The organism is Chryseobacterium sp. GM_Chr_2, assembly GCF_026540445.1.
In the GTDB taxonomy this organism is placed as follows: Bacteria; Bacteroidota; Bacteroidia; order Flavobacteriales; family Weeksellaceae; genus Chryseobacterium.
In genome coordinates, this window is the sequence record NZ_JALNUD010000019.1 from 1 (window position 1) to 12,739 (window position 12,739).

Consider the following 12,739-nt stretch of genomic DNA (forward strand, 5'->3'; position numbering starts at 1 on the left):
CTATTCTAATTTTGAGAATGATAAAAGTAAACCCGATTTTCATCAGGTAGAAGACATCGCCAAAGTTTTGGAGGTAAGTGTGCTTGATTTTTTAAGCGGAGATAACATTACTATTAATAGTACGAATGGTGATCACAGTGGATTTATTTATCAAAATCAATTGCCTGATAAATTAATAGAACAATACGAACAACGGTTGAAAGACAAGGATTCTGAGATCGCTTATCTTAAACAGCTTCTCGATAAAAAATAGAAACTTCAAATTTTTTTGAAGTTTTTTTATTTTTGATGTAATAGAATTGAAATTCCGGTTGTCTTACTTATAGAAACAAAACTTATGACCCAAGAGACTTTTAAGAGTACGGTGTTTATTCTCAAAAATGAGATGTATCGCTTTGCGAAAAGGTTTGTCATGAGCAGTGATGAAGCGGAAGATGTGGTTCAGGATCTGATGATCAAGTTTTGGCAGAAAAAAGAGGAGCTGGCGCAGTTTGGGAATTTAAAATCTTACGCGCTGAAAGCTGTCCGGAATGAATGCCTGAACAGATTGAAGCATCACGATGTAAAGCAGGGTTTTGCCGATCTGCAGCTTCACCGCTCAGAGCTTTACAGCATGGAAGTGAATAATTTGAAAGAACATATTGTAGGTTTTATCAATCAGCTTCCGGAAAAACAAAAGATGGTTATCCATTTAAAAGATGTAGAAGAATATGAAGTTTCGGAGATCGCCGAAATGATGGAAATGGAAGAAAACGCGGTAAGAGTAAATCTTATGCGGGCAAGACAAAAGGTAAAAGAACAAATCTCTCAATTGATGGATTATGAACAAAGACAAATTTCAAGATAAATACGATGAAATCTTCCAACAGTTAAAGGAAGAGAAAATGGACTGGGATTTTGAAGATTTCCTTACCCAAGCGGAAGGAAATAAGGAGAGTGAAGTTCAAAATGAAACTCCGATTATCCCGATCAATACGAAAAGTAAACCATCGTTTCCGAAATGGTTTTGGTTGGCTGCGAGTTTGGTTTTGCTTTTAAGCATCGGATTTATATTTAATTATAATACAAATTCAACGGTAAATGATCAGGCTCAGTTGGTTGAAAATCAAATCAAACAACAGAAAAAAGATTTTATCGAAGAAAATAACGAACATCAGCAGCAAGTTGCTCTGAATCATGTAGAAGATTCTATTGCGGGAGCGAAAAAAGATTCAATCTTTCAGGAAAATACTTTAGCTGAAAAAGATGTTTTAGACCAGATTCTATCAAAAAGAGGTAGAATGAAGAAAGAAAGAAAGCCAAAATATGTAAGCAATTCTTCTTATAAAAAAGCTTCAAAAGATTCTACAGGATACAAAGATTCTTACGTGATTGTAAACGGAAAAAGAATTGATAATGTGGAAGAAGCAATTAATGTAACTAAATACTCATTTCAGATATTTGCAAATAATGTTAGTGATAAATTAGCCCAACCAACCGTCGTAGATGACGACTATTAATTAACCTTTTTAAGATTATGCACCTGATCAGGCACTAATAATCATTGATAAAATAAAATTGACTCATGAAAAAAATATTCATCATATTCGCATTGGCCTTTTCACATTTCTTCAATGTGTACGGGCAGGATGACAAATTCGATAAGCTCCTTGAAAAATATCAGGAAGCGGAGGGGGTAACCTCCATTAAAATTGCAAAACCGATGTTTGGAATGCTCAGCAGTCTGAATATTGAAGATTCTCAACTGGATCAGATTAAACCTCTCTTGGCAAAAATTAAAGGACTAAGAGTTTTGATTACAGAAAATCCTGAAAACGCCAACAGTAAAGACGGAAAAAAAGTTCAGGTAAATCTTTCTGAATTAAATAAAGATATTTCATCTTATCTTAAAAATCTCAACTATAGCGAGATCATGACGATGAACAGTTCCGGATCGAAAATAAAATTTCTTTCTTCGGAAGCTAAAGACGGTATCTTGGATGATCTGTTGTTGAGTATCGATAGTGGTGGTGGCGAAAATATTTTGGTAAAGCTTGACGGGAAACTATCAATGGATGACGTGAATAAACTTATTAATTCCAGCGAGACAAAATTCAATCCGGCAACCAATACGAGAACAAGTGTTAGTTCAGAAAGTAATTCATCATATTTAAGTGGTGAATCCAGAAATGTAGGTGATTTTTCAGCCATTCAGGTGAGCACGGGGGTAAATGTGGTTTTCAAACAGGAAAATCCAACGAGTGTAAAGGTAATTGCCGATGCCGACAAGCTTCAATATATCATCACCAAAGTGGAAGGCGGAATGCTAAAGGTTTATATTGATAATAAAGGTCAGAAGAATCTGAAATTTAAAAATATCAGTGTAAATGTTTCGTCACCAAGATTAAATGATATCAGAACGTCTTCAGGAGGAACTTTCACCGCAGTAAATACCATCAGAGAAAATAATCTGAGTCTTGATACTTCGTCAGGCTCTGTTTTAAAAGGAAATTTTGAAGTTTCAAATATTACGAATGTAGAAACAAGTTCGGGATCGAATGTAAAAGCTTCTATCAGCACTAAGATGATTAATGTGAAATCTTCCAGCGGTTCTGAAGCCAATCTGGAAGGTAGAGCAACTTCAGGAATGATCGACATCAGCAGCGGCGCGGTGTGTAAAGCGGAAAATTTTGTTCTAAAAACACTAGATACAGAAGCAACTTCCGGAGGAACAGTTTCGGTAACGGTTTCAGATAAATTAAATGTGAAAGCTTCTTCAGGAGGTTTGGTAAAATATAAAGGAAATCCGGATATTGATTCTAAAATCAGCAAAACATCAGGAGGGAATTTAAAACAAATCAACTAAAACAATATTGCCATGAAAATTTTAAAAAACATAGTTATCATCTTTTGTGCGATGTTTATGATGCAGTCTTGCATCGTTTCAGAAAAACCGAATATGGCTTATTTTTCAGATTCGGGACGAGATTTTAAAGGGGCAAAATTTGCAAGCATTAATGTTCCGATGTTTTTAGCCAAACCAATCATCAGAAGAGCGTTGAAGGAAGATGGCGACAGTAAAGAGGTGATGAGGCTGGTGAAAAAAGTTTCAAAAATAAAAGTTCTGACTGTTGAAAACGGAGACCGAACTATGTTGAAAGAATTTGCCAATTATTTAAATGATAATAATTACGAAGAATGGGCAACCATAAAACATGAGGGCGACAATGTAAATGTAAGAGTAAAACAAAAAGGAGAAGCCATCAAAAATATGCTTCTTACGGTGAACTCAGATAAAGAGTTGGTTTTTGTAGATATCAGGGGAAGTTTTACCGCCGATGATATTTCAAGAATGATCCATTTTGCCAAGGATAAGTAACTTCATATCATATAACTTATTATTTTGTACAACCAAAACCGTTCACATTTGAACGGTTTTTTGATTTAAGTTATTGATTGTTAAGTTTTATTTAAACTATTAAAATCGATTTTCGTATGTCGCCAAAATGTCTTAATTTTGCAAGAAAGTAAAGATGTCTATTCATAACAAAATTGTAGAGACAGCCATCACTTTCGATGACGTGCTTCTAGTTCCTTCTTATTCAGAAGTTTTACCTAATCAGGTTTCATTAAAATCAAGACTTACCGACAAAATTACGCTTAATGTTCCGATTGTTTCCGCTGCGATGGATACCGTTACAGAGGCAGATTTGGCAATTGCTTTGGCAAGAGTTGGAGGGTTGGGTTTTATCCATAAAAATATGACGATCGCGGAACAGGCTGCACAGGTAAATCGTGTAAAACGTTCAGAAAACGGAATGATTTCTGATCCTGTTACCCTTTCAAAAGATCATACTTTAGGTGAAGCTAAAGGCTTAATGGCTAAATATAAAATCTCTGGTCTTCCGGTTGTAGATGCTGATAATGTATTGATCGGAATCATTACCAACAGAGATGTAAAATATCAGGAAAACCTTGACGTAAAAGTGGAGGAATTCATGACGAAAGATAATTTAATTACTTCTGATAAGAATACCAATCTAGAGCAGGCTAAAGAAATTCTTCTTAAAAACAGAGTGGAAAAACTTCCTATCGTTGATGCTGAAAATAAATTGGTTGGTTTAATTACGATTAAAGATATTGATAATCAGTTAGAATACCCAAATGCTAATAAAGATCAAAACGGTAGATTAATCGTTGGAGCCGGAGTTGGCGTTGGTGAAGATACGTTGGAAAGAATTGAAGCTCTAGTAAACGCTGGAGTTGACATCATCGGTATCGATTCTGCTCACGGTCATTCTATCGGAGTTTTAAATAAAATTAAAGAAATCAGACAGGCATATCCAGATTTGGATATCGTTGGTGGAAATATCGTAACAGCGGAAGCTGCAAAAGACTTGATCGAAGCTGGAGCAAACGTTCTAAAAGTAGGGGTTGGTCCGGGATCTATCTGTACAACGAGAGTTGTTGCGGGAGTTGGAGTTCCTCAATTATCTGCTATTTACAACGTGTACGAATATGCTCAGACTAAAAATGTAACGGTAATCGCTGACGGTGGTATTAAACTTTCAGGAGATATCGTAAAAGCGATTGCAAGTGGAGCAGGAGCAGTAATGCTAGGTTCTCTTCTTGCCGGAACTGACGAGGCTCCGGGTGAAGAAATCATCTTCCAAGGTAGAAAATTCAAAACTTACCAGGGAATGGGAAGCCTTTCTGCCATGAAGAGAGGTGGAAAAGAAAGATATTTCCAAAGTGAAGCTAAAAAATTCGTTCCGGAAGGTATCGAAGGAAGAGTTCCAAGTAAAGGTAAATTGGAAGAAGTTATTTTCCAATTAGTTGGAGGTCTTAGAGCTGGTATGGGATATTGTGGAGCTAAAGATGTTACGGCTTTACAAACTGAAACTAAAATGGTAATGATTACAGGAAGCGGATTGAAAGAATCTCACCCTCACGATGTTATCATCACTCAGGAAGCTCCAAACTATTCTTTGTAAATAATAAATTAAATATAATTAATAAGGCTATCTCGTTTTGAGGTAGCCTTATTTTTTTATCAATAGGAGCGGTCTTTAGCCAGCTTTCATAAAAGTTTTGTGAATCTGGCTTTAGCCAAAATCTACATTGAAATATTTAACCTAAGAAATTAGATCAACAAAAGAATCATACGTCCCATCGTAATCTTCCCATTTCTGATTATTTACAAAAAATGAAGGTGTTCCGTTGACGCCGCTTCTCACGCCGCCTTCAAAATCAGCTTCTATTTTATCCTGAATATCAGAAGTCGTGATATCATTTTCTATTTTGTTAAAATCAAGATGCAAAGCGGTTACGCATTCTTTCAACATTTCTTGGCTCAACAAATTCTGATTATTATAGATGAGGTCGTGCATTTCCCCAAACTTTCCTTGTTTTCCGGCAGCTTCGGCAATTGTTGCAGCAGACATGGCAAATTCATGAGAATCAGTCAGTGGAAAATTTCTGAATACAAAGGCAACGTCATTTCCATATTCTTCCACAAATTTTTTAACTAAAGGAAAGGCATGGCCGCAATAAGGACATTGATAATCTCCATATTCCACCAACACAATTTTTGCGGTGTCCGGATTTCCAAGAATATGATCGTCTTTCCCGATGGGAATTCTTAATTTTGATATGGCTAAGCATTTTTATTTAACTCTTCCAAAGCATCGATAATGCCATCTGCTCCCGGATTTATACCATCCGGAGATAAATAACTCCATTGAATGACCCCTTCTTTATCAATTACAAATAAGGCTCTTTTTGAAGTTCCGTTTTCTTCGTTATAAACGCCATATGCTTTGGAAACTTCACCTTTCGGATTAAAATCTGCAAGTAATGGATAATGTAATTTTCGATCTGCCATAAAAGCATCATGACACCAAGCACTGTCTACAGAAATTCCTAAAATATCTGCATTGTGTTTATGAAAAATACTTAGCATTTCGTTATATAAAGCCACCTGATCTCCACAAACCGGGCTCCAGTCTGCAGGATAAAAAACAAGGATTAAGTTTTTACCTAAAAAATCAGTTCGCTTTAATTTTTGATCAGGAGTAGAGTGAAGGTCAAAATCTGGTGCAGGAGTTCCTTTTTCTAATATCATATTGTTGTGGTTTGTGATTTAATTCTATTTTAAATTGTCTACTAAATTTAGGGATAAGAATTTAATTATTGAGGATGGAAGTCTTAAATTAATATTAAAAATCAAATAAAAAAGCTTCCGAAATTTCCGAAAGCTTAGTCTAATTTGCTAAGGTTTTATTTCCTTAATTTATTTTTGAAATCTTCAATCCTGAAGTCGGTGAGAAAATTTCCTTTTTCTACTTTTTCTTTTGAATATAATCTGAAATCATTTTCAGTTTTTTCTAAAAGATAATCATATGGGCCAACAGCGGAAATCAGCTTAACTAAAACCGGAGAAATTTCCAGACAGATGAATAATCCCATAATAAAACTTGCGGCCAGAGCAATAATTGCAGAGTTTTTACCAAGCTCATCTAAAGCCTGTAATCTTGCGGCAAATCCGTTAAATTTATCTTCAACGGTTTCTGTAGATTTTCTTTCTGTTTCAAGATTAGTGTATACTTTTGATATTTCTTTATCTAAATAATCTAGTCTTGGAGCTGTTTGTTTTTGATAATTTTCTAAGTCTAATCTTCGTTGCTCTTTCAATTCTTGTTTACGCTTCGCATTAGGGCCAAAACCTTCTTTTCCACTGGTTAATGTGGATTGTTTTCCTAAAATTTCTTTTTCCAGTTCCACCGCTGCAGAATCATACGATTTTTGATATTGAGCCAGCTTTTCGGAAATTTGTTTTTTCTCGGTTTCAAAAGGGCCACTTTGCTGAAGAATTCTGCCATTCATCTCACCTTGAAGCTGTTTTTTATTTCTTTGAATGATTGTATTCAATTGCTTGTTCACTTCTTTTTCAAATATTTTCAGTTCTAAAGGTTTGGAAATAATAATACCTAAAAATGTAGCTAAAATTAGACGAGGAATTGCCATTAAGATCTGATTCCACCACGTTCCTGTTTTTTTAATAGAAGAAACGATGTATCTGTCGAGATTGAAGATCATCAATCCCCATAAAATACCAAATCCAACAGCCGCCCAAATATTATCGAATACGGTAAACATAGCATACCCTGCAGATAATGTTGCAAATACAGCCGTAAAAAGTACGATGCCACCAATTCCGGCAAATTTGTTCCACTCGCTGGGTGTTTTTCTCAAAATATGAATGTTTCCGCCGGAGCAAACCATCAGAAACTTTTGGAACCAATTTATTTTATGATTCGCTTGATTTATAGTTTGTTGATTATTTTTCATGATAGAAAATTTATACAAAATTAGTATTAAAAATCATACCATTGTAAAAGATAGTATTATGTTTTGCAAAGTAATTTCTTTTATTTGATTAAATTATTGATAATCAATCATTTTATTTACTTTGATAAGATGGTTTATAATGTTGTCTTAAATTATTGTTAAATATTTTTAAAATTGAAATAAAAATTAATATTTTCGCATTAAATATTTAAAAAACACACAAATGGTAAAAAAAAACACATTTATTTTTACATTAATGATTTTTGTTAATGTTTTTTCTCAAAACACAGAAAAATTTTGTGGATTCGATCTTCAAGCAGAAAAATTAGACAGAAAATATCCTGATTTAAAGAAAAAGAGAGAAGAGTTTGATCTTAAATTAAGTACAATCAACAAAAACTCTTATCTAAACAAATCTGGTGCTACCACTTCATGGAATGGTTTATACACCGGACAGATCTATGAAATTCCAGTCGTAGTACACGTTATTGAATCAAATGTTGCAGCCAATTCCAATTTAGCTGTAACGGATCAGGAGATCAAAGATTGGCTAGACAGAGCGAACAAGATGTATGCAACAACGTATGGTAATGGATTTTATGCCGAAGGTACCGGACCAAATGGAGGAACAGTAATGCCTTTTAAGTTGGTTTTGGCTAAAAGAGCTCCAAACTGTAATTCAACAACGGGGATTGTAAGATATAACGGAAGTACTCTCGCTGGTTATGACAACTATGGGGTAGCAATGCAGGGGAATAACGGTGTGGCTGATTATACAATTAAAACTCAACTAGCACCGCACTGGCCGGAAACTTCTTATTTTAATATTTATGTAGTGATTGGTTTTGACGGGCAACAACAATTGTCTTACGGATTAATGGGATATGCAGCATTTCCGGATACCTATGATTTTAGCTATGAAAGTTTCATGAAAGTGGCAACAATTAAAAATCAAAATAATACCACTTTTCCGCACGAATTGGGACATGCTTTCGGGTTATTGCATACTTTCCAAGGTGTGAACTATACAGATCAGGCAAATTGTCCTGTTAATAATAATTGCGATACAGACGGAGATAAAGTTTGTGATACATCACCATCAAAAAGCATGTATGGTATAAATCCTGTTCCGGGTAATAGCAGTATTGACCCTTGTACCAATCAGAATTATGATGGAACACAGTATAATATCATGAATTATACGAATGTTAATAGGAAATTTACCGAAGGACAAAGAAACAGAGCGGTGCTTATGATGATGGAATACAGAAAAAATTTGATGAATTCTCTTGCTGGAAAAGATCCTGCCACTGTAATAACTTCGCCTGTGACAGTAGTTGCTGCACAATGTAATCCGGCAGGAACAGCTCATGCTACAAATAATAATTTTGCCATTGGGGCGACAAGAGTTCAGTTTGGAGGTATTAATAGTATTACAAATGGTTATGATTCTGATGAAGCAGCTCCTCAATATTATGAAAATTATGCAACAGCAAACTGCATTAGACCTGCTTATTATACTGATATTGTAGCTAATGATAGTACACCATTAAAAGTTACTTTTACAAACGGATTCGGACAAGCTGATAAAATGAAAACTAAAGTTTGGATTGATTATAATAACAATGGTTCTTTTGAAGATTCTGAATTGACTGTTAATAATACATCTGCAATTATGGCTTCTGGAGCAGGAATGACATTAACAAGCAATATTACACCACCTGCGGGAGTGGTAAAGAATACCTATTTAAGAATGAGAGTAGCGGTAGATGCTGCAACATATAACGGAGTTGCTTTACCAGATATTACGGCGTGTTCACAATTGCAGTATGGACAAGTGGAGGATTATACAGTAAGAATTTTGGATGTCTTAGGAACATCTGAGGTAAAGGATAGTAAAGATGCTAAAATTGTTTACGTTAAATCAGAAAACAAATTGCTGCTTGTTGGAGGCAAAAACAATGTTTTTGGAGATTACCAAATCTATGACATGAGTGGAAAACTTATTCAGAAAGGTAATTCTAAAACAAATGAAGTTCAAATCAATCAGCAGTTAACAAAAGGTGCTTACATCATTAATTACTCTGATAATAGAGAATCTAAAAAATTTATGAATTAAAATAATTACAAAGGAGTCGAAAGACTCCTTTTTTTATCTATATTATGAAAAAATTAACCGCTTTCATATTGTTGTTATTGATGATGAATTGCCATTCACAACAAAAAAATAAACTCTTACCCAATAACCCAAAAGTAAAAACGGGGATTGAATATTTTTTAGGAAACTAGAAGTTTGTCGAAAAAAACTATAATGATGGAACTGAAAAGAAGATTTATACTTTACATGAATGTATGAAACTTTACACTTGGAAATTTGAACGAATAAATGATAAAATATATTTAACTAAAAATTATTTCACAGGAAAAGATTGTTCCATGAAAAGTTCTTCGGGTAAAATTTTAGTAACAATTGACGAAAATTCAATTTCTTATACAGATGTTGATCTTTTCAGAAATGAAAAGTATAAAATAATATCTTATAATAAATTTGTGATTATTTATAGTGATATTTTAAATGGAAAAGTGAGAGAAATAGAAGATGTTTATGAAAGACAGTAAACTCTTACTTCAACCGATCCGGATTTTGTTTCAGAAAACTTTCCCAACCCGTATATGATTTTGTATCTGCAATCGTCCCAGAATTAAAATGATGACAAACAGCGACAGCTAAACCATCAGAAGCATCCAAATATTTTGTCGGAAATTCTTTCAGTTTTAAAAGATTTTGAAGCATTCCTGCAACCTGTTCTTTACTGGCATTTCCATTTCCGGTGATCGCCATTTTTATTTTTTTTGGAGAATATTCCGTAATGGGGATATTTCGATAAAGACTGGCCGCCATAGCCACACCTTGCGCACGACCTAACTTCAGCATACTTTGCACATTTTTGCCATAAAAAGGCGCTTCCAAAGCCACTTCGTCCGGATGAAATTCATCAATCAACGCTAATGTTTTATCAAAAATATATTTAAGCTTCGTTTCATGATTAGGATACTTTTTCAGCAAAAGTTCATGAATTGACACCATCTCCATTTTTCCTTTCTTCACAGAAATAATTCCGAAACCCATTACCGTGGTTCCAGGGTCAATTCCTAATATTATTTTCTCCGTAATCATTGGCTCAAAGGTAGGGATTTTCCTACTTTTTAATTCATCTTTTCAACGATATCAATTCATCATTTTTTATTTGAAGCTTTTTCGCGCTTTCCGCACTCGCTATTTTTTGTTTTTTGCGGCTGCGGCGGGCTTTGCCCGCCGCAGCCGCAAAAAACAAAAAATGAGCTCAAACAAATGCTTCAATCACGGCTAGGGTGGTAGTCATAAATTCAACATTGTGTAATAATCAAGACAATTTATCTTCCAAAAAAAAAATTTGGCTAAATAAAATTGAAAGTAGAGAGAAGTTTAATTAAGAAGTAATACAAACTTATCTGAAAAACTTCTTACCTTCATACCAAAATTGAGATATGAAAAATTTATTTACTATTTTAATTATTCCCTCTTTTTTAATAGGTGGTTTAGCACAGCTCAATCACTTACAGGGAAATGAAATGAAAGTTGAGCATTCATCACTGAATAAGAATCAGATAGGATATCTTTTCTTTAAAGTGGAAAAAGACAAATCTGGGGCTGAAAAAGTAACGTTACAGGATCAAAAAATCAGTGAAGGAAAATTGAAATTTACTCCGACTTATGATAGAAATTCTGCGAATATTGGAGATTTCATCATTACATTAACTAATGCAAGCGGTAAAGAAATCGTAAAGCAAAGCATTGAAGACCCTTTGAATCCTGTAATGGAAAGCTTTGAAGATACCATTCAGAGAACAAAATTGTCGCTTCAAAATGCTGAATTCAGTATCCGATATCCACATTCTGCAGAAGTGAGTATGGTAAAAGTTGAAAAAATTACCAACGGAGGAAATCAATTGTTATTAACTCAAAAACTATAATCATGAAAAAAACTTTATTTTCCCTATTTATTAGTTCATTCTGTTTTGCTCAGGTTTTTGAGACAGTGCCTATTCTGCAAAACGGAACCAATGATAAGCGTATCAACATCGCTGTCATGGGAGACGGTTTTACCGCAGCCGAGCAAACAAATTTTGTGAATTCTGCTCTTAGTACGGTAAATTATCTTTTTACAAAAAGTCCTTATAAAGAATATAAAAACTATTTTAATGCGTATGCCATTAAAGTAATTTCTCCAGAATCTGGTGTAAAGCATCCCGGAACGGCAACAGACGTTACAGAGCCTGTATTTCCGGTGAGTAATCCTAATAATTATTTCAGTTCTTCTTTTGATAATGGAGTTCACAGATGTTATTATGGGAATACAACAAAAGTTACTCAGGTTTTACAAGCCAATCTTCCAGATTATGATGCAACCTATATTCTCGGAAATTCGGCAGAATATGGTGGTTGTGGAGGAACGTATGCCTTTGCAACGCTTGACCCTTCTGCAAATGAAGTTGTAGTTCATGAGCTTGGACATTCTTTTGGAAAATTAGCAGATGAGTATTGGTTTGCGGGCACTGGAGAATCGCCAAATAAAACTCAAAATTCTAATGCTGCTACCATCAAATGGAAAAACTGGGTAGGGCAAAATGATGTAGGAATTTACCCTTATACAGAAAGTCCTACATGGTTCCGTCCTCATCAAAATTGCGAGATGAGATATTTGAACAAAGAGTTTTGTTCCGTATGTACAGAAACGCTGATTGAGAGAATTCACTCATTGGTTTCTCCAGTTGATTCATTTACGCCAGCAAATTCAAGCACATTGAACGGAAATTCAAATGTAACATTTACGGTGAATGAAATTTTACCAATTCCTAATACTTTAACAAATACTTGGACGCTTAATGGAACACCACTTTCATCAACAAGCAATACGGTAACGCTTACTCCGGCTCAATTGAATGGCGGAAACAATACCCTGCTTTTTTCGGTGACAGACGGAACTTCTTTGGTAAAAGTTGATAACCATTCTGCAGTTCACTTTGCAACGGTAACTTGGACGTTGAGTAAAGCTGTGTTGGGAACTTCAGATGTGAGAGCAGAAGAAAGAAGATTCGGGATTTATCCAAACCCGGCAAATAATGAATTTTACATCAAAGGAAAACAAGATTTTGGAAAAAATGTAAAAGTTTTATTTTATGATGCCTCTGGAAGAGTTGTTCCTGTAAAATATGAATTGAAAAATGCTGCAAATATTTTTGTAGATATCAATGCAATTCCAAGCGGAGTTTATACATTGGCTGTAAGTGAAAATAATGGTTTAATTATTTCTCAGAAAATTGTGAAAGAATAAGTTTAAACTTATAAATATTTTAAAATCGATTCTAT

The 12,739-nt window shown here is 34.5% G+C and carries 14 protein-coding genes; 10 read left to right on the forward strand and 4 right to left on the reverse strand.

Annotation, left to right across the window (positions count from 1 at the left end; translation table 11 throughout):
• The 6 genes from OXQ85_RS20175 to guaB form a co-directional block, all read left to right on the forward strand.
• On the forward strand, positions 1–253 hold a 253-nt coding region (locus OXQ85_RS20175), incomplete at its 5' end, for a helix-turn-helix transcriptional regulator (protein ID WP_267406876.1).
• A gap of 132 nt (positions 254–385) precedes the next feature.
• Positions 386–847 carry a sigma-70 family RNA polymerase sigma factor gene (locus tag OXQ85_RS20180; RefSeq protein WP_267406945.1) on the forward strand — a complete coding sequence of 154 codons (462 nt, stop codon included), beginning with the start codon at positions 386–388 and terminating at the stop codon, positions 845–847.
• Positions 822–1,499, forward strand: coding sequence for a hypothetical protein (locus OXQ85_RS20185; RefSeq protein WP_267406878.1), 678 nt, complete (start codon positions 822–824; stop codon positions 1,497–1,499). The genes OXQ85_RS20180 and OXQ85_RS20185 overlap by 26 nt, the downstream gene beginning before the upstream one ends.
• 65 nt (positions 1,500–1,564) lie before the next feature.
• On the forward strand, positions 1,565–2,845 hold the full coding sequence (locus OXQ85_RS20190) for a DUF4252 domain-containing protein (protein ID WP_267406880.1): 1,281 nt from the start codon (positions 1,565–1,567) through the stop codon (positions 2,843–2,845).
• A 12-nt stretch (positions 2,846–2,857) separates the two neighbouring features.
• Positions 2,858–3,358, forward strand: a complete 501-nt coding sequence (locus OXQ85_RS20195) for a DUF4252 domain-containing protein (RefSeq protein ID WP_267406882.1) — start codon at positions 2,858–2,860, stop codon at positions 3,356–3,358.
• A gap of 154 nt (positions 3,359–3,512) precedes the next feature.
• Positions 3,513–4,973: an IMP dehydrogenase gene (gene guaB / locus OXQ85_RS20200; protein ID WP_267406884.1), complete on the forward strand. Its 1,461-nt coding sequence runs from the start codon at positions 3,513–3,515 to the stop codon at positions 4,971–4,973.
• Between the two features lie 141 nt (positions 4,974–5,114).
• Here the strand turns inward: guaB and OXQ85_RS20205 are convergent, their stop codons facing one another.
• From OXQ85_RS20205 to OXQ85_RS20215, 3 genes are all read right to left on the reverse strand, one after another.
• Positions 5,115–5,633 (reverse strand): thioredoxin domain-containing protein, encoded by a 519-nt coding sequence (locus OXQ85_RS20205; RefSeq protein WP_267406947.1) that lies wholly within the window; start codon positions 5,631–5,633, stop codon positions 5,115–5,117.
• 2 nt (positions 5,634–5,635) lie between these two features.
• Positions 5,636–6,103 (reverse strand): redoxin domain-containing protein, encoded by a 468-nt coding sequence (locus OXQ85_RS20210; RefSeq protein ID WP_267406885.1) that lies wholly within the window; start codon positions 6,101–6,103, stop codon positions 5,636–5,638.
• Between the two features lie 155 nt (positions 6,104–6,258).
• Positions 6,259–7,329, reverse strand: coding sequence for a DUF4407 domain-containing protein (locus tag OXQ85_RS20215; protein ID WP_267406887.1), 1,071 nt, complete (start codon positions 7,327–7,329; stop codon positions 6,259–6,261).
• 223 nt (positions 7,330–7,552) lie between these two features.
• Between OXQ85_RS20215 and OXQ85_RS20220 the strand changes: the two genes are divergently transcribed.
• Positions 7,553–9,448 (forward strand): GEVED domain-containing protein, encoded by a 1,896-nt coding sequence (locus OXQ85_RS20220; protein ID WP_267406888.1) that lies wholly within the window; start codon positions 7,553–7,555, stop codon positions 9,446–9,448.
• Between the two features lie 317 nt (positions 9,449–9,765).
• Positions 9,766–9,948: a hypothetical protein gene (locus tag OXQ85_RS20225; RefSeq protein WP_267406890.1), complete on the forward strand. Its 183-nt coding sequence runs from the start codon at positions 9,766–9,768 to the stop codon at positions 9,946–9,948.
• A gap of 4 nt (positions 9,949–9,952) precedes the next feature.
• Here the strand turns inward: OXQ85_RS20225 and ruvC are convergent, their stop codons facing one another.
• Positions 9,953–10,507 (reverse strand): crossover junction endodeoxyribonuclease RuvC, encoded by a 555-nt coding sequence (gene ruvC, locus OXQ85_RS20230; RefSeq protein ID WP_267406891.1) that lies wholly within the window; start codon positions 10,505–10,507, stop codon positions 9,953–9,955.
• Positions 10,508–10,857: 350 nt separating this feature from the next.
• Between ruvC and OXQ85_RS20235 the strand changes: the two genes are divergently transcribed.
• Together OXQ85_RS20235 and OXQ85_RS20240 are read left to right on the forward strand one after the other, a co-directional pair.
• Complete coding sequence (locus tag OXQ85_RS20235) at positions 10,858–11,343, forward strand: hypothetical protein (RefSeq protein WP_267406892.1); 486 nt, start codon at positions 10,858–10,860, stop codon at positions 11,341–11,343.
• A 2-nt stretch (positions 11,344–11,345) separates the two neighbouring features.
• Positions 11,346–12,704, forward strand: a complete 1,359-nt coding sequence (locus OXQ85_RS20240; protein WP_267406895.1) for a M64 family metallopeptidase — start codon at positions 11,346–11,348, stop codon at positions 12,702–12,704.
• Positions 12,705–12,739: the final 35 nt, after the last annotated feature.

Excerpts from the sequence above, each read along its gene's own strand:
- OXQ85_RS20195 (WP_267406882.1), top strand. The coding sequence starts at position 2,858 with ATGAAAATTTTAAAAAACATAGTTATCATCTTTTGTGCGATGTTTATG.
- OXQ85_RS20225 (WP_267406890.1), top strand. The coding sequence starts at position 9,766 with ATGAAAAGTTCTTCGGGTAAAATTTTAGTAACAATTGACGAAAATTCA.
- OXQ85_RS20210 (WP_267406885.1), bottom strand. The coding sequence starts at position 6,103 with ATGATATTAGAAAAAGGAACTCCTGCACCAGATTTTGACCTTCACTCT.
- OXQ85_RS20185 (WP_267406878.1), top strand. The coding sequence starts at position 822 with ATGAACAAAGACAAATTTCAAGATAAATACGATGAAATCTTCCAACAG.
- OXQ85_RS20190 (WP_267406880.1), top strand. The coding sequence starts at position 1,565 with ATGAAAAAAATATTCATCATATTCGCATTGGCCTTTTCACATTTCTTC.
- OXQ85_RS20180 (WP_267406945.1), top strand. The coding sequence starts at position 386 with ATGTATCGCTTTGCGAAAAGGTTTGTCATGAGCAGTGATGAAGCGGAA.
- ruvC (WP_267406891.1), bottom strand. The coding sequence starts at position 10,507 with ATGATTACGGAGAAAATAATATTAGGAATTGACCCTGGAACCACGGTA.
- OXQ85_RS20235 (WP_267406892.1), top strand. The coding sequence starts at position 10,858 with ATGAAAAATTTATTTACTATTTTAATTATTCCCTCTTTTTTAATAGGT.
- guaB (WP_267406884.1), top strand. The coding sequence starts at position 3,513 with ATGTCTATTCATAACAAAATTGTAGAGACAGCCATCACTTTCGATGAC.
- OXQ85_RS20215 (WP_267406887.1), bottom strand. The coding sequence starts at position 7,329 with ATGAAAAATAATCAACAAACTATAAATCAAGCGAATCATAAAATAAAT.
- OXQ85_RS20220 (WP_267406888.1), top strand. The coding sequence starts at position 7,553 with ATGGTAAAAAAAAACACATTTATTTTTACATTAATGATTTTTGTTAAT.
- OXQ85_RS20240 (WP_267406895.1), top strand. The coding sequence starts at position 11,346 with ATGAAAAAAACTTTATTTTCCCTATTTATTAGTTCATTCTGTTTTGCT.